This window comes from Paenibacillus sp. JT22N7 (assembly GCF_059383875.1).
This window is the reverse complement of sequence record NZ_JBXENY010000007.1, coordinates 256,563-279,035: the sequence shown is the minus strand read 5'-3', so window position 1 is coordinate 279,035 and position 22,473 is coordinate 256,563. Positions and strand designations below refer to the sequence as shown.

The window sequence follows — 22,473 nt, the reverse complement described above, 5'->3', positions numbered from 1 at the left end:
AAATCATCAGAATGTAAAGTGATATTATAGCGGAAATTATTAGAGGATTGATTGGGAAGCAGCCGTAAGGCTTTATTTTCACTTAGTATAAAATACGGAGGAGCACTCAATGATGAACATGGACAATATATACTTAATAACCGATATTCCTGGATATTCTCCTCAGATCAGTCGACTGATTTCCATGATGAATTATGCAAGATTTACTACACTAGAGGCAGTGAAAGATTTGTCGAAGGATCAGCTTGATTTTTTACTGGATTCTGAAAGCAATTCAATTGGTGCTTTATTATTACACTTTGCCGCTGTTGAATATGCCTATCAGGTAGAAACGTTTGAAAATAGAGAGTTAAATGAAGAAGAAATTAGAGTTTGGGGCCCTGCACTTGATTTAGGTAAAGAAGGACAAGAAAAGATAAAAGGGAATGACTTACTATTTTATCTTACTAAAATGGAGCAAGTAAGAAATAGAACATTGGACTTTTTGAAATCAGTTAATGATGACTGGCTATATATGGAGGAGCAATTTTGGTACAACAAACAAGCTAACCATTATTTTATGTGGTTTCATGTATTTGAAGATGAAATCAATCATAGGGGCCAAATCAGAATGATTAGAAAAAGATTGAATGTATAGCGAAGAAGATTTGGTCAGCATCAACAGAAGTCTAATATTAAGTTACTGATTGAACCGTAAAGGTTTCAGGAGAGGATGAAAATATATGTCGACTAAAAGCTTTACGCACTGTCTTCAAATTTTTCCAAGCTCTGATATAAACAAAACAACAGCCTTTTATGAATTGATTGGATTTAGAGCCGTTCGTTATCTTGATTCAGAGGAACCGCATATTTGTTTATATAGGGATCAAATAGAGATCGTTTTAACTAAATCGACTAAAGAAGTTATCGCACCTAATCGAGAAATTCATGGTTATGGATATGATGCTTATTTTATAACAAATAACCAAGAGGAAATGGAGAATGAGTTTAGAACATTAGGAGTTAAGATCGTTCGACCTTTGTCAACGACGGATTATAACAATAAGGAATTTGTATTTGAGGATATAGATAGAAGATGGATTGCTGTTGGGAACAAACAGTAGAGAAGAGGGTTATAAAAATATATGAATAGAGTTTTCGAAGAGTGCTTGAGCATTATGCATAATTAATGCAAATCTTGATGGGAGAGTCGATGGAGAAATGGATCATATTCGGTTTCCTATAGGTCAGTTTAAACCAGTAATTAATCGAACAGATGAAGAACGGGTTTTCCTCATCAATCGAATACCAGAAATCATAAAGACGTTAAGAATGATTTTGAGTGATTTGGAGCCTGCTCAAATTAACATTCCATACCGCCAAGATGGCTGGACAGTGAAGCAAATCGTTCATCATCTTGCTGATAATGATATGAATGCTTACTTAAGATTTAAGAGGGCGCTAACTGAAGAGGGACCGATGGCGAACTCTTATCGGGAAGATTTATGGGCAGAATTAAGCGACTATAAAAATATACCTATTGAAGACTCTTTATTACTAATTGAAATCCTTCATAGACGATTTCTGATCTTACTTAACCATTCAAGAACTGAAGATTTCAGGCGAACTTTGAAAACTCAAGCGCTAGGCGAAGTAACATTAGATATAGCCCTTCAAAGATTTATATGGCATAACGAACATCACATAGCTCAAATCCAATCTTCTTTTAAAACGAATGAATATTAAGCTAAATGAGATTTTGTAAGTACATGGAAAAGAATATTCGAGCTAGTCATTCGAAAAAGCAAAGAACAGAAAGGGCGGAAATCATTTGATTACAGTTAAGACTCAGATTGAGATTTCTGCTCCTATTCAGGTTTGTTTTGACTTAGCAAGAGATATAGACGTACACACAAAAACAGTCTGGAAACACACAAAAGAAAAAGCCATTATGGAAGCTGCCTCAGAGACGATCGGATTAGGCCAAACCGTAACTTTTGAAGCTACTCATTTCTTAGTGAGGCAAAGGCTGACCTCGAAAATGACGGAATATCAAGAACCTGTTTTATTTGTCGATGACATGCAAAAGGGAGCGTTTAAAAGCTTAAGGCATGTGCACGAATTCAAACAACTAGGTAATAAGACTATTATGACGGATACGCTGTATTTTGAAGCCCCATTTGGGATACTTGGAAAAGCAGTTGATAGACTTATACTTAAGAAATATATGCAAAAGTTTTTGGAGCATCGGAATCAACAATTAAAGATATGGATCGAACAACGTTAGGTGAAATCTGTGCAAGTAGCAAGGAGAAAACATGAAAACAATCAATGACCTACAAACGAAACCATCAAGTCGCTTTGATGATTATGATCCTGATCAGGATGGAAATAAAAACACCAAATTTGCTGATATCCTTATTGATGGAAGATCACTCTACCAAATGCTCAAAAAGCATGATATGGTTCCATCTCTAGGTTGGGGAAGCGAAGAGAATCAAAGGCAAATGATTGATTATTTTCTACTGAAAAAACAACACGAATATATGTATTCAAGATACCCTATACTAGTATGCCCTTGGTGCGGAGATGAAGAATGTGGTTTTATCTCTGTTAGAATCGAAAGGGAAGATGATATTGTTGTATGGAAAGATTTCAGAAAAGAGCCGGACAATCAACGTATTCAACTAGGGCCTTATTTCTTTAAGTGGGATAAATATGAGAAAGCCATTAATGATACTTTTGGGACTGCAGGAATTCAATGATATTTTGTTTAGTAGATACGGGACAAAATATATATTTAACTGGAGTTGAACATGAAGGTATTTAGAAAAAAATTAATCTCTATTATTGTACATCATCGTTTGTTCATAGGTATGGTAAACGAAAGATCATATGATGTCGTGTTTCGAGCTTACTCTGGCAAACATCGAAATTCATTCATTGAGATCATTTTTGATTGGAAAGAATGCTATTATATAAATCTTTACAAGCCATTAATTAGATCTGTTTTAATTGATTACGGTTTGAAAGCGGGCTGGAATCCTGATCGGCCCAATCAAACTTTAATCATAAAGGACAGTAAACAGTTAATAGATGAATTATTACTAAGGGAATTATAATTTTGAAGGAAGGTAATTATTATGTGCAGATACGCCATGTATGGACCATATAAAGATATCTATGCTTGTTTTAGTTGTAGAAAAGTATTCAAGCAAACATCCGATCAAGAACTTAGCAAAGCCGAAATAGGGAATAGAGAATATAAATGTCCGCAATGCAGCGAAATCATGAAGGATATGGGGCATGACTTCCAAGCTCCTAAAAAAGATGATATTAAGCAATGGATGAAAGTAGAGATTTTATATCGTAATGGATTTACTTATCACTCTTGCGGTTGTGGTGGCCCAGGTTATAGACCTGCAGCTTTATCCGAAGTGGAACAATTTTTGGAGAAAAATAAACAGTTCAGCTCAAATGGAGAAGCATTGTTAAGTAATTTAACAATGAGATACTAGAGCCATTTTTCACAATTTCTAATAAGATAAACAAGTCAGCAATGTTCAATAAGTGGAGCAGAAATGATGATAAACGAATTAAAACAATGGGCGATAAAATATAACATTGAAAAAACAAGCCTTGCAAGCTTTTGGTTGAGTTTTAACAACTATATTGAAGAAGATCCAGATGAATTTAGTGAAGTTTTTGGCGAGGAATTCGACCATGCATTTTTAACTGTTAAGATGGAAAGTGTAGCTCTATTCCTAGATAAGTGGGATGAAACAAAAGATAACGAACTGATTTCATACGGCTTTGATTATGCAGTATCCTATATTCCAATTGTATATAAAGCTGAAAAGATTGGATTATACAAGCTGCTTTTCACATTGGAAGGTGAAGTTTTTGACGATTTTTTCATTCTTGAATAAGGTTAATTAAATATATCAACAACGAAAGGCTTATTAATATTCTCAGTTTCATGGGATTATCTGAAGAAAACAACAGCCTGACTTATTGCTGTATTCATGTTTTTGACCGTGCCCAAGTCAGAGAACGTATATTTAGATATAATCAAAATAATAAATCCAAAAAAGCAGGAAGCCTTGTCACACAGGGGTTTCTGCTTTTTTTTGTTTTTATGAGCACTTTGCTTGAAGACTCATTTTCGGATCAACGTACTTGTAAGCATATAGATAAAAAATAGGAATACACATCCTTATTATCCAATAATATGTTACTTAATGAGGAGGGAGACAGTTGTTTCCTTTGGTTGGTCATGCCTGCAAGAGCCGATCCTTGCTTACAACGCAAGCTGGACTGATGAAGAAGGGAGGGCGGGGATTTTTATATCGTTGACTATGAGTAATTATGGTATCTGTTCTGCTTGTTGCGCAACCAAATAACATTAGCGGAGGTTTAGACATGCTCGCAAAAATGAAGAAATACGGCGTTTGCAGTTTAGCTTTTGTCTTGCTGACTACAATGATTTTTACGGGATGGAGTGCTCAGGCATCGGCAGCAACACCCATTACATCTGATTTCAGGTCATTGCAGGCTTCGCAAATCGTTTCCGAAATGGGCGCAGGATGGAACTTGGGCAATCAGCTTGAGGCGACGGTGAACGGTACACCAAGCGAGACAGCTTGGGGCAATCCTATTATTACATCGGAGCTGATAAAAAAGGTGAAGGCAGCAGGCTTCAAGACGATTCGCATCCCCGTCTCCTACTTGAGTCATATTGGAAGCGCTCCCAACTATACGATTAATACCGCATGGCTGGATCGGGTGAAAACGGTCGTTGACTATGCCTACAATGAAGGTCTATATGTTGTTATTAATATTCATGGCGATGGCTTTAATTCTATCCAGGGTGGATGGTTACTGGTAAATAGCGGAAACCAGGCTGCCATCAAGGAGAAATACGAACGTGTTTGGCAGCAAATTGCCAACAAGTTTATCAACTATGACGAGCGGCTTATTTTCGAATCGATGAATGAAGTGTTTGACGGTACTTACGGGAATCCGAATTCTGCATACTACGCTAATCTTAATGCATACAATCAAATTTTCGTAGATACAGTCCGAAAGACCGGGGGCAATAACAGTGCCAGATGGTTGCTGATTCCAGGCTGGAATACGAATATTGACTATACGGTTGGCAATTATGGCTTTGTCCTCCCAACGGACACGTACAGATCCTCCACAATCCCTATCTCGGAGAAAAGGATCATGATTTCGGTGCACTATTATTCCCCGTGGGATTTTGCAGGCGAGGAAAACGGCAATATCACCCAATGGGGAGCCACTGCGACGAATCCTTCCAAAAAGTCTACTTGGGGACAGGAGGATTACCTAAACGCACAGTTCAATTCCGTGTATAATAAGTTTGTGACTCAAGGCTACCCTGCTGTAATTGGCGAATTTGGCGCGATTGACAAAACCGCATATGATTCCACAAACAATGCGTACCGCGCAGCATTCGCCAAAGCCGTTACGTCAACCGCCAAGACATACAAAATGGTTCCTGTATACTGGGACAACGGCTACAATGGCCAGCACGGATTTGCACTGTTCAATCGTTCCAACAACACCGTAACACAGCAAGGCATTATTAATGCAATTATGCAAGGCATCCAATAACTGCTCATTGAACTTCATCGGTGAAATTGGCGTGTTCCTTGCAAAAGGAGCGCGTCGTTTTAAAAAAAGAAACAACCACAGCCGATATAAACAAGACAACGAAAAAGGTCGAACAGCTCTCAAAGGTAGCCTTTCCATTTAGTTTAATGATACATTTTTGTAGGCGATAATGTTCGGCCTTTACAAGTAGCTTCGTCAGCCAGCGCGTGAGTTGTAGCAAGCTGTGTTTCACCTTCGTTTCCAGCTTCACCAGCACGAGCAAACAGAAGGCGATGAGTGTGATCCAAATCTGGTTGGTAACGGCGTGCTCACTCGTCCCATAAAAATGCTTGATCTGTAAGTGCTGCTTCATCCACTTGAAAAAGGTTTCAATGGCCCAACGGCTGCGGCGTAGGCTATAGACCCACAAACAGGCAGAGCTCGGCTAATTACGCCGTGCTCTGCCTGTTTCTATCTGCAGCTAATTATCTAAGCTCTATTTAATTGTATACCTGCAAGCTTATACTTGTATTATAGCCGCTAACGAGAAATGAAACCTTATTGCTATAGGTTGCAAAAATATCATTTTTTCCAGTTCCGGCCATGACAGAGCCTTTCGTAAAAGTATTTATTGTCGTGTCACCTGTCTTGAGTGTCTCCAATATATCCGCAGATGCTGTCTGTACATCTTTAATCGAACTAGTGAAACCCCCTGCCGAGGCCCACCCTTCCTTCTTGCGACGCTCATCATCCTTAAGATACTCATTAAATTGAAGAATATCCTCATTCAGCAGGCGATGCAATTCCTCATATTCCTTCACATCAAACTCCAAAATGTTATCTTCCCCAATATTTTTCTCATAGAAGGCGGTTTGAATATTTTGGGCACGCATTAATAAGCTCATTGCGTAGTAACGAATCATGTAGTCTGAAGCTTTCAATGCTTCCATTTCCTCCAGCTTTGACTGCTCTGTTAATTTCTCTAAATCTTGGAAATATATCTCCGACAATGTTTCGTATTGCCCATACAGCTCGAATAGCTTAGCGTGAAGTGCCTTCCCTTGCTTCCAATCGTCTTGCTTATAGGTTCCCTCCTGATAATACTCTAAAGCCTCATCTAGCGTTTTCATAATGTCCGTCATATATGGAATCAGCTGTTTTATAGAATCGTCAACCGCACCGAAGGCAGGTTCACTTGAAGCCAATTTCATTGTTTCATTCATTGTGTCAACCGCATCCAGCCCAAACGGACTGCTGTTAAACTCAGTGAAGCCTTTTGGGATAACCATTTCTTGTTCCAATCCGAACTTGCGTACATAAACAGTCAGCAGTTTTTCAAACAATCCATCATTCATCGTATTTGCCAAATCGATATAGGCATTGTATTTCTTCGTTTCGAGTTCTTGCTCCGCTGAAGCATTCACAGCAGAACCGCTTGTACCTTCTGTTCCTATTGCTTCAGAAAGCGGGCTGCAGGCTGTCATCGTCATAATTGCTATAACCAAACCAATAACCATGAATCTACTCATTCTTTATTTCTCCCTTTATGTGTATTTACTTGTTGTTTATCGGCGATAAACTCATATTTGTTAATACATTGATAATAAAAATAGTGAATTTATTTATGTGGTTATTTATATTTGAATAAAATTGAATACTGATCTTCAATGGTAAACTATTATAGTGAAAAAATCCCACGTAAAAGCCGATTATATTAAAGTATGGTCCATATGGTTGCAAACCTATTTCGTGAAAGGAAGGTATAAGTGAAGCATTTAAAGGAAATCGTCACTCATGCTGCTGCTTATAATGAAGATGGCAGATACGAGGACGCAATAAAATTGCTTACCCCTTCTTCTGAGTTCAGCAGAGCTTTTTTAAGTCCGAAGGAAGAATGGTATTTGAATTTTCGTAAAATATACATATACATAGAAGCTCTGTTGCACACCGGGGAGGTGGCTGAGGCGAAGCAAGTCACGTCTTTGCTGCGGCAGCATGCAGTGAACGGACAGGAACGTTTTGGCCTGAATAAAGAGACGGATCAGTTGCTGCAGTTTATACAGGGGATTATACCGGCGTTTGATGCTGATCAGAATCAGTATGAGATTGTTCGTTCGTTGGGTTGGTTGATCTATGAAAATTCTCTGCCTGCAGATTTGAAAGGGCAGGCGCTGTATTATTTGGCACAGTCACATTATCGCGAAAATAATGTTGTAGATGCTCTTAATAGGCTGAAGGAGCTTCCGGAAACTGCACCTTCATCTTTTACAAGAAAGGTAGATGAACTACGTAAACAAATAGAGCAGCGAATGCTGCTTCATGCCAAAGAGCCTCGCAAAGAGCATCAAGTCTTTATAGAAATCGGCGAGAAGGAAAATGTCTGGATTATAGAGCTCCAACATAATTCACAAGGCACGATGCTTGCTGTTATGTACAGAGATGGTATTCTCAAGCTTCTGAATGCTGAAGATGGAGCAGAGATTGTCTCGTTTGAGGATAATGTGCCACTTTACCGTGAGGAGAAGGCGGAAGAGGTTTGCCTTGCTTTTAGCCCGGACTCTCGTTATCTTGCGGTTGGGCTGGGTGTCGGTATTGTGAAGCTTTATGATGTCGCCAAGAGAAGACTGCATACTGAGTTTTTATATCCAGGTCTGGATTGGGAGCAACTGGAGCGCAATGCCTATTATGAGGAATACACCCACGTCTTTTTTAGTCCAAAAGGAAGCTATTTAGTCATTGTTCCGACAGCCGGCAGTTACGATCCACAAGGAGATGATGGTTATCCTATCCCTGAATATTATAAAACATTTTATGTGATCGATTTAAGCACCAGCAAGGTTATGCTGCAGCATACTTATGAAAAACAAAAAATTGCTGCTATTCAGATTAGTCCCGATGAGCAGCGGCTTGCTGTTGCCGTATTTGGTGAAACGATCGCCGTATGGCAGTTGGCTAGCGCACAGGTGATATTTAAACAGGATGATTTTTTGTGGCTGGGGCTTCCTTCTCATATGGGAATGATTCGTGCAATTGCGTTTACAGCCGATAGCAGCAGATTAGTTTATGCGACAAAACATCGTTCAATTAAGCGTGTACATCTTAACGCTGGAATGCGTGTGGAGACGCTGCAGCTAGAGGTCAATAAGGATTGTTGTGCTTTGCATATAGATGCTCAAGACACAGTTGTTTTTGCCGAATATAAAAGTTATACCCCTGCTGTGCTGCGGAAATGGAGAGAAGGGCAAAGCGAGGCGGAAATAATGTTTGAGTGTTCCCGACCTGTTGTAGAAGAAATCGTTGTAAACATGGAAATGGATGAAGTATGGGTGTACAACTCGCCTGACGTTGAAATCAGGAAGTATAGCACATCGGTCTTAATCAATAAATTTTCTCCTTATGAGTGGTCGTATTCCCGTTTTATGGTTTTCAATAGTGTATCCATCTGTGGTTCGGCGAGCCGAGCAGCGATAAGCTTTGAAACGAAAATTCGGTTGGTCTAAGGCGGATATGCGCCTGGAAGAAAGGGATGATCCTTGTATGAATCAGTTAAATCGCTTGTCTGGCTTAGCCGAAGAGTTTGTTGCGCAGTGCTATCATAGAAGAACGATAACCGATAGAACGACGCTGGCAAAGAGCCTTCAACAGCATGGTATCCCTGTATTCGCGGCTTTACTGGATTTTCAAGAGCAATATGGGGGACTTAGATATAATTTCGGATCGATAGCGTATCAAGGTACTACATTTAATGTATTAGGAAATGAACCAAATGGTAATAGGTATCCCAAACACCTATATGATAAGGGACAGCATTTAGTGGAATGTATTTATTATGATTGTCGTGATGGCGGTGACTTCATAGGTAAGGATGGCAAGCTATATCGTTATATTCAGGGTACCTATTCCATTTTAGCAGACAGCGTTCAGGAGTTTTTGGAGAGTGAGGCTGTTAAATATGGGTTATTGCAAAAGCAAAAGCAATGGCTTGTAAAAACAGTATACGATTCTGATATTTCAAGATGGCTCTTAGATAATGAATTAGGACTTACTGAAATAAAAGAAGCGAGTGGAGCATATATCAAGTGGTGGAAAAGCAGCGATGGCAACATTTTTATTCATGAATATGATAAAGAAAGGCTCGGGAATGCCAACGCATATGTGGCGAATACAGTGGATTTACAAAGATTGTACAATAATAGTTGTCTGTCCATTCAAGGTTTTCCGTTCCATTGCTATTATAACATCGAAGCGAAAAGTGCCGAAATTGATAATGTAAGAGAGCGGTATTATTTTAATCATCAGCTGTACAACACCTGTGATTACTCCCGAATCCAAATCAAACAGGTGGAGGGGCCGGAAGATATATATTTGAGCTATTTAGGCGAAAAAGAATTCATGCTAAGACAGCCGATGTCTGATTTTCTAAATAAACTTCCTGTGCTCACTATACCTCTTACCGATTATGATGCAGACTTGGTGGATTTCGCCATTAAACAGGGCGATGATAGTATATTAAAGCTCATATCCTATCTTACGAGATTAGAGGAAGCAGAAGATACAGGAAGACGAACGGTAGCGGAAAGCGATGTTGATATGGTGTATGTCAGTGAATATTTTCGTCGTTTGGTTCAGTTTAGTGAAAAGATGGGAATTAAATCGCATCCCCTTTACTTTCATCCTTACGAAGCGGCAGGAATTAGCTATGAGCTTACGGCTGAGGATTGGTATCCTCAATTGAAGCAAATGAAACTTACCCATGCTCAAAGGGCTTGCAAGTACACGTTATTGTATATGAAGCTGGCGGAAGAGGGAAATGAAGTGGCGGCACAGGTGTATCCAATATACGAGCCTCTGCTTATGTTTTATATTTTAGGGGGATGTTTCAGAAAAGAGCATGGTTTTATTGATGTTGGCACCTATGCTTTTCATCAATCCGGGTGGCAGTCTATGGCTGCGAAACATCCGATTGATGTCTACAGCAATACGATTGGCACCTACAAAAAACGGTATTTAGGACATGCCGTAAGGAAAATCGGCAAAATCCATTGGGGTGAGAAAAAAGGGGAACTCTCTCATTTTAACGGGAATTCGTTGAGTTGGTGGATTGAAAATGTAGGAGCAGCACCTGCTTTTTTGTTTAAGGCAAAGGAGCTTAATATAGATTACTCGCCAAATGTATTTTCTTTGTGTCCGGATATGATACGGGTGGAGCGTACTCTGGTACAATGGATTTGTGAAAGCTACTTACAGTGGGCGTCTTTAGTAGACAATCGAAACCCTGAAGCTATGAAAAATCCATGTCTCTATGATCCGTTTATTGAATTGTTTAGGAATGAGAATGAATTAGCCGTTATGGAGAAAAAGATCATTGATTTAATCCATCTGATGGAGAAAGAACCGATGATCAGTTATGTAGAAGCATTGAAACGGGAGAAATTTTCTTTGTAATAATAACTCTAGAATCAATCATACAACATTAAATAAATCAACAACGAAAGGGTGAGCAGCCATGTTATGCATTTCTGTCGAAAACATTCAAACGCTCAATAATAAAAATAAACCAACGAACGAAAAGGATGGTTCTTGATTGAAAATTAAAAATAGCAGCCATGTACCTGTACGTTTTTTCATTAATGACGATATGAAGCTTGAGAAAAATGCGTTGGCAGAGCTGGACCAGCTCCTAACGGTAAATGAATCGGTCGAAATGCTGAAGCAGCAGCAGACCGGCTATTTTTCCAATGCGGATGCCAAGATCGAAGAAGTTGCGATTACGCCGGACTTCCATAAAGGAAGCGGTATCCCGATAGGCACAACCCTCCTTACAAAAGGCTTCGTCATTCCCCAAGCTGTAGGCAACGATATTAACTGCGGCATGCGGCTGTACACGACCTCGCTTCAGGAGGACGACATTCGTTCTAATCTCAAAAAAATTGAAGCCGACATTCGCCACATTTTCTTCGAAGGCGGCCGTAACATCCCGATGACAAGATCGCAGCGCGAAGCGATTTTCAAAGAAGGCTTAGTGGGTGTTTTGGCATCGCAGCAAGGGAGCAGTCGCCAGGGACTGTGGGATTTTTATGATGCGAGGCAGCAAGAGCAAGACCTTGCCAGAGTCAATCGTTCCGGCTCGTTCATTGCAGGCGAAGTAGACGGACTCGACAGCTTTCTGGGCAGCTCAGAGCTTTCCTATGACAGCCAGATTGGCTCCATTGGCGGCGGGAACCATTTTGTCGAGATACAAAAGGTAGTAAATATTCGCAATCATGCCTTGGCTAACGAGTGGAACATTAAGCACGGCCAAGTGGTCGTGATGATTCACACAGGCTCCGTATCCATTGGACATCATGCAGGTGTAAATATAAAGGAAATGCTGAAAGACATTTATCCTGCATCATTAAAGCATCCGAGCAATGGCATCTATGTGCTGCCGCAATCTGAGCGCTATGCGCTGCAATGGAAGCGTTATTGGAACCTCCTTCATAATGCGGCTAATTTTGCTTTTGCGAATCGCTTGTTTTTGGGACTCATGCTGCAAAAAGCATTGCATCAAAGCTTGAAGTCGTTCGATTATAAATTACTGTACGATGCGCCGCATAATTTTGTTTGGGAAGAAACGATTGATGGCAGCGCGGGTTTTATCCACCGCAAAGGGGCCTGTACTGCAAAGTCGGCAGAACAAATGATGAATACGCCTTTCCAATATACGGGGGAGCCTGTATTCATCCCGGGATCAATGGGCGCAAAAAGCTATATTCTTGCAGGACTCGGCAATCGGGATAGTCTGTTCAGTGCCAGCCACGGTGCGGGCAGAAGTCTTTCCCGAGGCGACTCGATCAAGGTGGATGATGCTTTATTTCGTGAATTTATTGCCAAGTTTAATGTGGTTACGCCGATTGATCCGAACCGCAACGATATTAAGTCGAGGCCGGATATTTTGAAGAAGTGGGAAGAGGAATTAAAGAAAGAAGCTCCTTATGCCTATAAAGATATCAATGCCATTATTGAATCCCATGAAGAACACGGCATGGCCCAAGTCGTAGCCGAGGTTGAACCGATTTTAACGATTAAAGGTTAGTCAACCGCTTAAAAGCATGGCAGCTTCTACGGTACGCTTAAGCGTATAAAGAACTTTGAAAACAATTGCTTTGAGTCCAAAAAAACCGCCTGTCAAATGTCTTATGACAATGACAAGCGGTTTTTTAATGTTACAAGATGTTACGAGGCGTTACAAGATGTTGCATGTGCTGCAAATCCAAGCTTTAAACAGCTCGAGCAATCAGCGCAGCCAGCACTTTTGCCCCTTTTGCCGTCAGATGAACACCATCCTGTGAAAAATAGTCGTCTTTCCCCGAGCTGGCAGCGTGCCAGTCAACAAGTACCATATTCTTATTATCTTTAGTTGCTTTGGCTAGAGCATCGTTGACGATTTGCTCCCATGGACGGGGAACACGTGTATTCACTAAAATAATTTTTTTATGGTCCTTAAGCAGCTCGGAAATTCGCGCAAGCTGCTTGCTTGCAAAAGCGCCATTCGTTCCCAGCTCTATAATAACGGTGTCGCCAAGCTTGCCGTTTTTCTGGAGCTGCTCAAGGATAGGCGGAGCTTGGGACATTTGTCGGCCAATTTGACCGTCTACCGCTATGCCCGGAACGAGTTTTTCCAAAGCGCTCTGAATGTCGAGCATGACGGAATCGCCAATTGCGGTTACCTTCGATTCAGCTTGTGGAGGCTGCTCCTCATGCTCAGGCGCCCGCTTGACTCCATCCTCACCCGACTCGCTCGGTTTAACAGACGGGCTCGGCTCGGTGCTTGCATGGGTGATCGCTTCGCCGCTTCCTTCCGGGCTTGCCACTGCACTTGGCTCCCCGCTTGGCGACGGCTTCTGCTCGGGTGCGCCCGTGCTGGGCTCGCTCGGTGCAACGCCCGTACCAGCCCCAGAGCTCCCTTGCCCAGCGGGCTCCGTCTCCGAACCATCGGCATTCCCCGCGGCATAATTACCCGACGCCTGAACATGTGAGAACGGTTTATTGCTCCAGATCGACGCTAACCCATCCATTCGGAGCGCATACGACATCGTGACGACTAAGCAGACGCTGAAGAAAGCGATAAAGGCTCTTCGATAGGAATGGGCGGCCATCCAACTGGGGAATTGCTTGCACAGCTTACTAATGCTTCCGTGACGAAGGGGCTGCTCAACATATTTATAGGATACGGTGGCAAGCACAAGCATCAACACAACTTGCAGGCTTAGGCGCATAACCGAAACTTCACCCGTATCAACAGCTGGGCCCGTCAAAATAACGACCGGATAATGCCATAAATATAGCCCGTAAGAGCGAACGCCGATAAACCGTAGCGGCGGAATCGAAAGCAAACGGCCAATTCGGCTGGCTGGATGCGCCGCTGTCATAATGAGCAGCATGGACACAACGGACAGCAGCAGCATGCCCCCCAAATATAAGAAGGGCTGATATTCGTTCGTATACCAAAAAGCTAGCAGCGTTAGGAGCAGTGCCGTTCCTCCAATGATATCCAGCGTAAGCCGCGCTTCATTGGATACGCGTGGTTTAAGCTTATGAAAAGGCCATATCAAAGCTAGCACCGCCCCTATTAACAGGCCGAACATGCGCGTATCGGTTCCATAATAAACACGGCTAGGATCGCTGTCAGGCTCGTAAAGCCATGCCATAGCAGTAGCCGATAATAGTGTCAGCACAAGTATGCCCAGCAGCAGCGCACGGCGCCGTTTCAAAAAACGCAGCCCTACTAAGAGCATAAGCGGCCACACCAAATAAAACTGTTCTTCTACAGCAAGCGACCATAAATGGCCGAGCGGCGAGGCGGGGCCAAAGCTTTCGAAATAAGAAACGTTATGTAAAATGAGCCACCAATTGCTCACATATAGCAGTACGCCGGGCAAATCGGTTAAAAAAGGAGACCAATGCGGATAAGCAAACAGCAAGGTCGCTGACCCGGTGACCGCGATCATAAACAGCATGCCGGGAAGCAGTCTTTTTGCCCTGCGGGTCCAAAAAGCTTTCAAATCTATTTTTCCATGTCGTTCTAGCTCATGCATTAATATACTAGTGATCAAATAACCGGATAGGACAAAAAAGATGCCTACGCCGAGCAGTCCGCCGGGCATCCATCCGGGATGAAGATGATACACAATAACCGCAATTACGGCGATTGCTCTGATTCCGTCAAGCCCAGCCCTGTACGTTTTATTTCCTGATTGCTCGTCTACATTTCGTGCCATATGTCCTTGTGACTGCCTGCGGTTGTCCATTTTGCCTCTTACCTGCCTATGTCTAATTTTGTTGCACAACATCTGAATCGAATGAGGGCTGTTACCTTTATTATCATAATGATTATAAAAAAATGCAAAGGATAAAAAGTTACAAATCAGGTATTGAAATTGTGATCTTTTACCATGCAACTATTTAGACATAAGATTCGTTTTGGTGGATGAAGGGTATTAAGAATACAGAATCATAATGTTTATTACACCACCTACGAAGCAGGAGGACATTTATAATGAAAACATCCAAACGATCGATCTCCAAAGGGAAAAGCATGATGGCAGCAGCGGCAATTGCAATTGGTTTGGCTACGGTACTGCCGAGCGCGCAAGCTGCGGATCAGGCAGCAGGTCAGGATTTGTTCGGCGGCAAGCCAGCAGGCGACAGCGCGTACCATTTTAGCGATATTCAATTTTTAAATGCAACGACGGGAAGGGCGGCCGGAAATGGCTTTCTAATCGGGACATCCGATTCAGGCTCCCATTGGCAGTCGATTTATAAAGGAACGTGGCAGTTTGCACAGCTCGACTTCATCTCCAATACGACGGGCTGGGCGCTAGCTAAATCTGCAAGCAATGGTCCGAACGCTTTACTATTTACGACGGATGGCGGAAGCAAATTTACGAAGCTGCCTACAGGCAAGCTTCAGCTGCAGCGTATTCATTTTATAGATAAAAATAATGGCTTTGGTTATACGAATGCCTTTGCCTATAAAACGAAGGATGGCGGGAAAAGCTGGGCGAAAATCGCAACCCCGGCAAACACGCGCTATGCGGAGTTTGTGAATGACAAGCAAGGCTGGGCGCTAGTCATCCTGCCGGGACTCGGCTATAACTTGTCGAGAACGACGGACGGAGGCGTGACCTGGACAACTTCGCTCCATGTGAAGGCGGACGAGCTGAGCGGCGGTAAAATCGTTGCTGATGGCACTCAAGTCTGGGCGCAATTTAATGGCGGAGCTGGCATGTCGCAGCAATCGTATTCGGTGTATGCTTCGGCTAACAACGGTGCAAGCTGGCGCAAAGTCATTAGCCAAAGTACAGCGGGCGGCGGCAAAGCGCCTGGCGAAGCAAAGGGACTCGTAACTCAAGGGCCGGCATCACCGGGCGGACATCCGAGCGACCTTGAGCTTGTGGGTGGAACAGCGATTTTGAGCGCTTATTCCCCAGCGGCGCAGCGCATTGGAATCGGACGTTCCTCCAATGGCGGGCAAACCTGGTTTGCGCCGTCCGATACGGTCGGTTATGCCAATACGATCTCGTTTACGAGCACCTATGTCGGGTTTATGGCGGATACGAGCCTGAATTCACCAGCGATCTATAGCACGGTGGACGGCGGGAAAACCTGGTATACGAAGCTTGAAATTCCGACTAAGCCATAAGCAGCATTAGAGCCTATTTAGCATTTGCAAAATGGCGAATTTTATAACACAGCCGCTTGCCGAACAACATCATCAGGCAGCGCCCGTTTGGACAAACAAACCTCTTGGCAAATCGCCAAGAGGTTATTTTTTTGTTCTTCTCTTGGTACGTGGATTCCAATTCAAACATAAATTTACACATTTCCACCATAAATCTGTATTCAACAACTTATGAAAACGCTTTATTATTTGTGAAGAACGTGAATACGCATGCCAATAAAAACAAGGAGGTTCAACTTTCATGGTTTTTTTGCGCAATAAGCTTTTACGAGATGTCATCGCAAGCACGATGGTGCTGTTGCTGTGCTTCTCTGTTGTGTCCCCGGTGTTTGCAGCGGATGACCCAACTGCTGAAGAAAGGGTCACTGAAGATATAACTCTTGATGAAACAGCTCATGCAGAAGCAACAGCTGCAGCAGTGCCCGATGGTCTGCTGCTTCATTACAACTTTGATGAAACAGCAGGCAGCACGGTGAAAGACCGCTCTTTGAACGGACATGACGGTTTATTGGCAGGAGGAGCGGCCTTCACGGCAGATGGCAAAATAAATGGAGCCATTGATTTATTTGGAACGGATGGTTATGTTAAGCTGCCCGATGGATTGCTTTCGTCCACCCATGATATGACCATCGCCACTTGGGTGAAGGCGGACAGCTTGGGAACGTGGGCGCGAGTGTTTGATTTTGGTACCAGCACGACAAATTGGATGTTTCTGACTTTGAAAAATCATGCTGGTGTGGCTCATTTCGCGGCACTACCGCAAGGGAACGGGGAAAATGCCTTGGCTGGCCCGGCTTTTCCGGCCTCCAGCTCATGGCAGCATGTAGCGGTTGTCATTTCCGGCAACACGTATGCGATGTTTATCAATGGCATTCAAGTGGCCACCGTAAGCAATATGCAAAATGATCCCTCCGAGCTTGGCTTTACGACGAACAATTATATTGGCAAATCCCAATTTGCGGCTGATCCTTATTTTGACGGCAAAATCGACGATTTCCGCATCTATGACCGCGCCTTATCGGCAAGCGAGCTCGTCTCTCTAGTTGGAGAGGCGCTAAGCGATATCGAAATCATTGCTTATGATAAAAACTGGCTGGAGCTGGGCGATACGACGCAGCAGACGAAGGATTTGACACTTCCCGCGGCAGGTCCTGGGGGGACGGCTATGACTTGGGCTTCTTCTGATCCGGCAACGGTGAATGCAGAGGGGAAGGTAACGCGTCCGGAAGCGGGTCAAGGCGATAAGACGGTCATTCTGACAGCGACGATTGCGAAAGGGGCGGAGCAGGATACAAAATCCTTTACCATCGTCGTATGGGAGCTGGATTCGGCATCCTACACCTTGAATATTAACGGAAGAGAGGCGGCTCATGAGGTGAGCCCGACGCTATACGGCATTTTTTATGAAGATATCAACTATGCGGCGGACGGCGGATTATATGGGGAAATGGTGCAAAATCGCTCCTTCGAATTCGGCACTTCTTTGTATGCTTGGAGCAAAACCGCTTATGGCGGCGCTTCGGGCGAGCTGACGACCGCAACGGATAGAGCGCTGAACGCCAGCAATCCGCGATTCGCACGCCTGACGATTACGAATGCGGGAAGTGCTGCCGGGGCAGGCGCTGGGTTAGCGAATGCGGGTTATTCTGGCCTAGCTGTAGCAAGCGGCGAAACTTATCATTTCAGCGTGTATGCACGGAGCGCAAGTCCTCTGACAAAACCGTTAGTGGCACAGCTTAGAGGACAAGATGACGCGGTTTATGGCTCCTGCGAGGTGACAGGCCTTACAGCTGATTGGCAGAAGCTTGGCTGTGCGATTCAAACGAATGCCGCCAGCACGAACGCCAAGCTCGTCGTTATCGGAACGGAGCAGGCGGTCATCGATCTGGATATGGTGTCGCTGTTCCCGGAGAAGACGTGGCAAAATCGCACAAACGGGCTGCGCTACGATCTAGCCGAAATGCTGGACAATTTAAATCCGGGCTTTCTCCGTTTTCCGGGCGGCTGCATCGTCGAAGGCGGTTCTCTTGAAAACCGCTACAGATGGAAAAATACAATTGGCGACGTAGCGGAGCGCCAAGTCCAGCGCAATCAATGGGCGGCCAATTATTATCAATCGTTTGGCCTCGGCTTCCATGAATATTTCCAGCTGTCTGAGGATATTGGCGCGGAGCCTTTGCCGATTATTTTTATCGGTCAAGTGTCCTGTCACGGCAATCCCCCGAAAGTGCCGATGAACGAGCTTGACCCTTATATTCAAGACGCGCTTGATCTCATTGAATACGCGAATGGGCCGGTTGATTCCACTTGGGGGGCCGTACGCGCTGCAAACGGTCATCCTGAGCCTTTTCAGATGAAATATCTTGGAGTAGGCAATGAATTGTGGGGCCAGGATTATTTGGACCGGTATGAAGTGTTTTATGATGCGATAAAAGCAAAATATCCCGACATTCAGCTGGTGCTGAGCGCGGGCGCTTTTCCAGAGGATTCGATGTTCCATTATGCCTATGATTGGCTTGGAAGCAATGGCAATAAAGCGGATTTGGTCGATGAGCATATGTATCAAAGCCCGCAGTGGTTTTACAATAATGTCAATCGGTATGACCACTACAGCCGCAGCGGGCCTAAGGTTTTTGTAGGCGAATATGCAGCGCACGGAACGGGCAAAAAAAACAATATGGAAAGCGCCCTTGCCGAAGCGGCGTTTATGACGGGGCTTGAGCGCAATTCGGACGTGGTAGCGATGTCTTCGTTCGCGCCTTTATTTGCAAGGCAAGGCAACACGCAGTGGACGACCGATTTAATTTGGTTTGACAACAGCCAGGCGTACGGAACGCCGAACTATTACGTGCAGCAGCTGTTCAGCCGCCATGTCGGCCAGCAGCTTATGCCATCCCAGCTTCAGAAAAATAAAAGCTATAGCAGCAGCACCGTCCAAGGCTCGATTACACTCGGCGCTTGGAACACAGGTGTAGAGTATGATGATGTAACGGTTACGGCTAACGACGGTACGATTTTACATCAAAATGATTTCAGCGATCCGTCGACGCTTTCACAGTGGAGCAGCTTCAAGGGCGCATGGTCCATTGACAGCGGCGTGCTGAAGCAAACCTCCACCAGTACAACGGATGCGCGGCTTCTATTGAAGGAAGGCCAGCAATGGAGCAATTACACGCTGCAATTGAAAGCGAAGAAGACGACGGGCTCCGAAGGCTTCCTGATCGGATTTGGCGCCAAGGATACCGACAACTATTATTGGTGGAATCTTGGCGGCTGGTCGAATACATTGACTGTAATTGAGCAAGCGGTTGGCGGCACCAAGTCAAACATCAGCAATTCCTTGAACAGCGGAGTAGAAGCCAATCGTTGGTATGATATTAAAATCGAATTGCAGGGCTCGCTCATCCGCTGTTATTTGGATGGCGTGTTGGTGCATGAGGTGGATCGGGACCCTGGCCCACTTTACAGCGTGACGACGAAGGATGAGAAAACAGGTGATCTAATCGTCAAAGTCGTGAATATTGGCGGCAGCGAGCAAACCTCAATCGTAAATGTGGATGCTGATTATATCGACGGCAGCGCTACCGTGCTGGAGCTGAAAGCGGCATCGGCTGCGGCGGAAAACTCGTTTGCCACACCGGAAAATGTAATGCCTGAGGTGAAGGAGGTTGCCGGATTAGGCCAATCCTTTACTTATGATTTTCCCGCCTATTCGGTCACTGTATTAAGACTGAGAACAGTGCCTGGAGCAGCCATAACAGCGATTCAGCCTGTACAGGTTAAGGCAGCTGTTGGAGCGGTGCCGCTGCTTCCAGCTTCCGTATCCGTCAGCAAGAGCGACGGCAGCGAGCAGCATGCAAACGTGCAATGGGGAAAAATAGATGAGGAGCAAATGAGCAAAACAGGCCTTTTCAAAGTAAAAGGCGAGGTGGCCGGCACCTACTTAACGGCGGAGGCAATCGTCACTGTTGCGGAAGAGGATGAAGGTCCAACCCCTACGCCAACGTCAACCCCGACACCGGAGCCGACGCCAACGCCGACGCCTGAGCCATCTGCAAGTACAACGCCGCAGCCGACGCCAAGTGCGACACCATCGCCAGGCGAGACGCCGCAGCCAACTGCGAGTGCGACACCGACGCCAAGCGCAACACCGAATCCGACAACTAGCCCGTCTGGCGGTTCGAGCTCATCGCAGCCAACTGCGACACCTGTGGTGACGGGAGGCGGCAAGCAGCTGGTGGAGTTGGATGAAAAAACGGTGAAGGCCGCGCTGGAAAGCGCCATCGATGGCAAAATCAAGCTGAAGATCAAATCAAATGCAGAGGCAAATGCATGGCAAGTGAAAATCCCGCTCACGCGATTATTGGAAGCTGGAAGCACAGAGAAAGCCGAGTCGCTCGAAATCGATACGGGTTTTGCCATCGTAACGTTATCCTTGAAATGGCTTGAAAATAATAAAGGCACAGCGCCAAAAACCTTGACCCTAACTATAACGAAAGCGGATATTTCCAAGCTTCCTTCCGAGACGCAGCAGCAATTGACTGGTGCAGTCGTTTATGACTTTCAGTTGGAAGTGGATGGGGTGAAGGTCAGCGATTTTGATGGGCGAGAGGATATCGTTGTAGCTTTTCCATATTCATTGCAGCCTGGTGAAAATCCGCATCAAGTCATTATTTGCTATATCACGGATAGTGGAGCGCTGGAAGCTGTGAAAAATAGCAAATATGATTCGTTAAGCGGAAGCGTGGTGTTTAAGCCCAAGCATTTCAGCAAATATGCTGTCGTGTACAAGAAAGTCGGCTTCAAGGATGTAACGAAAGCATGGCAGCAGCAAGCGATTGGTGCGTTAGCTGCACGCGATATCATCAGCGGGACGGGCGGAGGACAATTTAAACCGGAAGCTGTCATAACGAGAGAGGAATTTATTGCCATGCTAATGAATGGACTGGATTTGACGGAGGCGAATGCTCTAACACCGCTGAGTGATGTCCAGCAAGGCACATGGTATTATGACGCCGTTGCCACAGCCTATAAACTCGGGATCGTTAAAGGAAAATCAGACGGCAGTTTTGGGGTGCACGACAAACTTACAAGACAAGATATGGCGGTCATGGCCTATCAGGCAACGAAATATGCGGAGCTCGAGTTAGCTGAGGAAGCAGCAGCTCCATTTTCAGACGAGAATGCTATTTCGGTATACGCCAAAAAAGGTGTTGCTGCCATGCAAGCGGCTGGAATCGTGAGCGGCATGGGCCAAAATGAATTTGCTCCACAGGCCGAGGCTACACGGGCACAGGCAGCATTAATGATCTACAAGCTTCTGGGCTTGCAAGGCGAATAACTAAAAAAGGATCTCCTTTCCCTGCTGGATAGCAGTTGGAATGGAGATCCTTTTTGCTGCTTTTATATTGCTGCTTGCAGCGATTGCTAAATGCCGCCTATTTTCCGGCCTGCGCGAAATTGCTTGTACCAAAAATAAACGGTGCAGCCGATGCAATAACCTAGCAAGGCGGCGCTGGCGGCTAGCAGCAGCATAACGGAGAACGCATACGCTGCAATGTCCCAGCCAAACGCTGCGGTTGCGAGCGCCAACGTAAGGAAGAGCACAGCCAGCACATTGTTGAAACGCTGAAGCTCAGCCGCTTGCATCTCTGTGCCTGTCTCTTTTATAAACAGCTTCGCGATCCGGACAAAAAGATTAAGCTTCCCCGCGGAAGCAAGTCCGACCACTTGAATCATCCATAATAGTCCCAATAACAAAGGCTGATTGAAGAAAAAGGAGAGAAGAACAAAAGCTACGATTCCAACTTGGTTCGCTTTTACATAGCGCATCGGCACTTCACGCATCACCGTTCACCTCTAATTCCAATTTATTTACTTGGTATTATTGTATGCCGTAGTTGAAATTTGAGCAACACAAATATTTTGTATCGTCGTCTAAAGGAAACAAGCTTTAAACCGGGCTATAAAGGTGCTATATTTTAGCTACTATTATTTCTCGCCCTTGGGACTGTGCAATGGCGGCGAAATGCAAGGAAATGATTCAAGAAATAATGCTTGAAAAAACGCATGAAAAAAAGATTGTACTTTTGCATCGCTGTGTGTTAAATTAATTTATGACCAATTGACCGAAAGTGAATTTTAGTCAATTT

17 protein-coding genes are annotated in these 22,473 nt (G+C 44.4%); 13 read left to right on the top strand and 4 right to left on the bottom strand.

Annotation, left to right across the window (positions count from 1 at the left end; all coding sequences use genetic code 11):
* Window positions 1-109: 109 nt before the first annotated feature.
* The 8 genes from AC50Y5_RS20115 (at window position 110) to AC50Y5_RS20080 (ending at window position 5,619) form a co-directional block, all read left to right on the top strand.
* Window positions 110-637: a DinB family protein gene (locus AC50Y5_RS20115; RefSeq protein WP_442952558.1), complete on the top strand. Its 528-nt coding sequence runs from the start codon at window positions 110-112 to the stop codon at window positions 635-637.
* Between the two features lie 85 nt (window positions 638-722).
* A complete protein-coding gene (locus tag AC50Y5_RS20110) occupies window positions 723-1,103 on the top strand; it encodes a VOC family protein (RefSeq protein WP_056041168.1) in 381 nt (126 codons plus the stop codon).
* A 97-nt stretch (window positions 1,104-1,200) separates the two neighbouring features.
* A complete protein-coding gene (locus tag AC50Y5_RS20105) occupies window positions 1,201-1,725 on the top strand; it encodes a YfiT family bacillithiol transferase (protein WP_494863256.1) in 525 nt (174 codons plus the stop codon).
* An 85-nt stretch (window positions 1,726-1,810) separates the two neighbouring features.
* Complete coding sequence (locus AC50Y5_RS20100) at window positions 1,811-2,266, top strand: SRPBCC family protein (protein WP_494863254.1); 456 nt, start codon at window positions 1,811-1,813, stop codon at window positions 2,264-2,266.
* Between the two features lie 31 nt (window positions 2,267-2,297).
* Window positions 2,298-2,744: an oxidoreductase gene (locus tag AC50Y5_RS20095; protein ID WP_494863252.1), complete on the top strand. Its 447-nt coding sequence runs from the start codon at window positions 2,298-2,300 to the stop codon at window positions 2,742-2,744.
* 378 nt (window positions 2,745-3,122) lie between these two features.
* Window positions 3,123-3,497 carry a hypothetical protein gene (locus AC50Y5_RS20090; protein ID WP_494863250.1) on the top strand — a complete coding sequence of 125 codons (375 nt, stop codon included), beginning with the start codon at window positions 3,123-3,125 and terminating at the stop codon, window positions 3,495-3,497.
* A 63-nt stretch (window positions 3,498-3,560) separates the two neighbouring features.
* Window positions 3,561-3,908, top strand: coding sequence for a hypothetical protein (locus tag AC50Y5_RS20085; RefSeq protein WP_494863248.1), 348 nt, complete (start codon window positions 3,561-3,563; stop codon window positions 3,906-3,908).
* A gap of 493 nt (window positions 3,909-4,401) precedes the next feature.
* Entirely contained in the window at window positions 4,402-5,619 is a 1,218-nt protein-coding gene (locus AC50Y5_RS20080) for a glycoside hydrolase family 5 protein (protein WP_494863246.1), read from the top strand.
* A 4-nt stretch (window positions 5,620-5,623) separates the two neighbouring features.
* On the opposite strand, the gene AC50Y5_RS20075 is transcribed toward AC50Y5_RS20080, so the two are convergent.
* Complete coding sequence (locus tag AC50Y5_RS20075; RefSeq protein WP_494863244.1) at window positions 5,624-6,028, bottom strand: transposase; 405 nt, start codon at window positions 6,026-6,028, stop codon at window positions 5,624-5,626.
* A 70-nt stretch (window positions 6,029-6,098) separates the two neighbouring features.
* Window positions 6,099-7,127, bottom strand: a complete 1,029-nt coding sequence (locus AC50Y5_RS20070) for a DUF3829 domain-containing protein (protein WP_494863242.1) — start codon at window positions 7,125-7,127, stop codon at window positions 6,099-6,101.
* Between the two features lie 237 nt (window positions 7,128-7,364).
* Here AC50Y5_RS20070 and AC50Y5_RS20065 point away from each other — a divergent pair, with 237 nt between their 5' ends.
* From AC50Y5_RS20065 to AC50Y5_RS20055, 3 genes are all read left to right on the top strand, one after another.
* The gene (locus tag AC50Y5_RS20065; RefSeq protein WP_494863240.1) at window positions 7,365-9,098 is read left to right on the top strand and encodes a WD40 repeat domain-containing protein; all 1,734 of its coding nucleotides are present in this window, start codon (window positions 7,365-7,367) and stop codon (window positions 9,096-9,098) included.
* Entirely contained in the window at window positions 9,073-11,043 is a 1,971-nt protein-coding gene (locus AC50Y5_RS20060; RefSeq protein ID WP_494863238.1) for a hypothetical protein, read from the top strand. Before AC50Y5_RS20065 ends, AC50Y5_RS20060 begins: the two co-directional genes overlap by 26 nt.
* A gap of 139 nt (window positions 11,044-11,182) precedes the next feature.
* Window positions 11,183-12,673 carry an RtcB family protein gene (locus AC50Y5_RS20055; RefSeq protein ID WP_494863236.1) on the top strand — a complete coding sequence of 497 codons (1,491 nt, stop codon included), beginning with the start codon at window positions 11,183-11,185 and terminating at the stop codon, window positions 12,671-12,673.
* A gap of 184 nt (window positions 12,674-12,857) precedes the next feature.
* Here AC50Y5_RS20055 and AC50Y5_RS20050 read toward each other — a convergent pair whose 3' ends face one another.
* Window positions 12,858-14,888 (bottom strand): acyltransferase family protein, encoded by a 2,031-nt coding sequence (locus AC50Y5_RS20050; RefSeq protein ID WP_494863234.1) that lies wholly within the window; start codon window positions 14,886-14,888, stop codon window positions 12,858-12,860.
* Between the two features lie 248 nt (window positions 14,889-15,136).
* Between AC50Y5_RS20050 and AC50Y5_RS20045 the strand changes: the two genes are divergently transcribed.
* Together AC50Y5_RS20045 and AC50Y5_RS20040 are read left to right on the top strand one after the other, a co-directional pair.
* Entirely contained in the window at window positions 15,137-16,282 is a 1,146-nt protein-coding gene (locus AC50Y5_RS20045; RefSeq protein ID WP_494863232.1) for a WD40/YVTN/BNR-like repeat-containing protein, read from the top strand.
* A gap of 280 nt (window positions 16,283-16,562) precedes the next feature.
* Window positions 16,563-21,662 carry an alpha-L-arabinofuranosidase family protein gene (locus AC50Y5_RS20040; protein ID WP_494863230.1) on the top strand — a complete coding sequence of 1,700 codons (5,100 nt, stop codon included), beginning with the start codon at window positions 16,563-16,565 and terminating at the stop codon, window positions 21,660-21,662.
* An 86-nt stretch (window positions 21,663-21,748) separates the two neighbouring features.
* Here AC50Y5_RS20040 and AC50Y5_RS20035 read toward each other — a convergent pair whose 3' ends face one another.
* On the bottom strand, window positions 21,749-22,168 hold the full coding sequence (locus tag AC50Y5_RS20035) for a DUF4395 domain-containing protein (RefSeq protein WP_494863528.1): 420 nt from the start codon (window positions 22,166-22,168) through the stop codon (window positions 21,749-21,751).
* Window positions 22,169-22,473 lie beyond the last annotated feature (305 nt).

Coding starts and splice junctions, on each gene's coding strand:
- AC50Y5_RS20085 (WP_494863248.1), top strand. CDS start 3,561: ATGATGATAAACGAATTAAAACAATGGGCGATAAAATATAACATTGAA.
- AC50Y5_RS20090 (WP_494863250.1), top strand. CDS start 3,123: ATGTGCAGATACGCCATGTATGGACCATATAAAGATATCTATGCTTGT.
- AC50Y5_RS20115 (WP_442952558.1), top strand. CDS start 110: ATGATGAACATGGACAATATATACTTAATAACCGATATTCCTGGATAT.
- AC50Y5_RS20110 (WP_056041168.1), top strand. CDS start 723: ATGTCGACTAAAAGCTTTACGCACTGTCTTCAAATTTTTCCAAGCTCT.
- AC50Y5_RS20105 (WP_494863256.1), top strand. CDS start 1,201: ATGGATCATATTCGGTTTCCTATAGGTCAGTTTAAACCAGTAATTAAT.
- AC50Y5_RS20080 (WP_494863246.1), top strand. CDS start 4,402: ATGCTCGCAAAAATGAAGAAATACGGCGTTTGCAGTTTAGCTTTTGTC.
- AC50Y5_RS20045 (WP_494863232.1), top strand. CDS start 15,137: ATGAAAACATCCAAACGATCGATCTCCAAAGGGAAAAGCATGATGGCA.
- AC50Y5_RS20095 (WP_494863252.1), top strand. CDS start 2,298: ATGAAAACAATCAATGACCTACAAACGAAACCATCAAGTCGCTTTGAT.
- AC50Y5_RS20040 (WP_494863230.1), top strand. CDS start 16,563: ATGGTTTTTTTGCGCAATAAGCTTTTACGAGATGTCATCGCAAGCACG.
- AC50Y5_RS20035 (WP_494863528.1), bottom strand. CDS start 22,168: ATGCGTGAAGTGCCGATGCGCTATGTAAAAGCGAACCAAGTTGGAATC.
- AC50Y5_RS20070 (WP_494863242.1), bottom strand. CDS start 7,127: ATGAGTAGATTCATGGTTATTGGTTTGGTTATAGCAATTATGACGATG.
- AC50Y5_RS20050 (WP_494863234.1), bottom strand. CDS start 14,888: ATGGACAACCGCAGGCAGTCACAAGGACATATGGCACGAAATGTAGAC.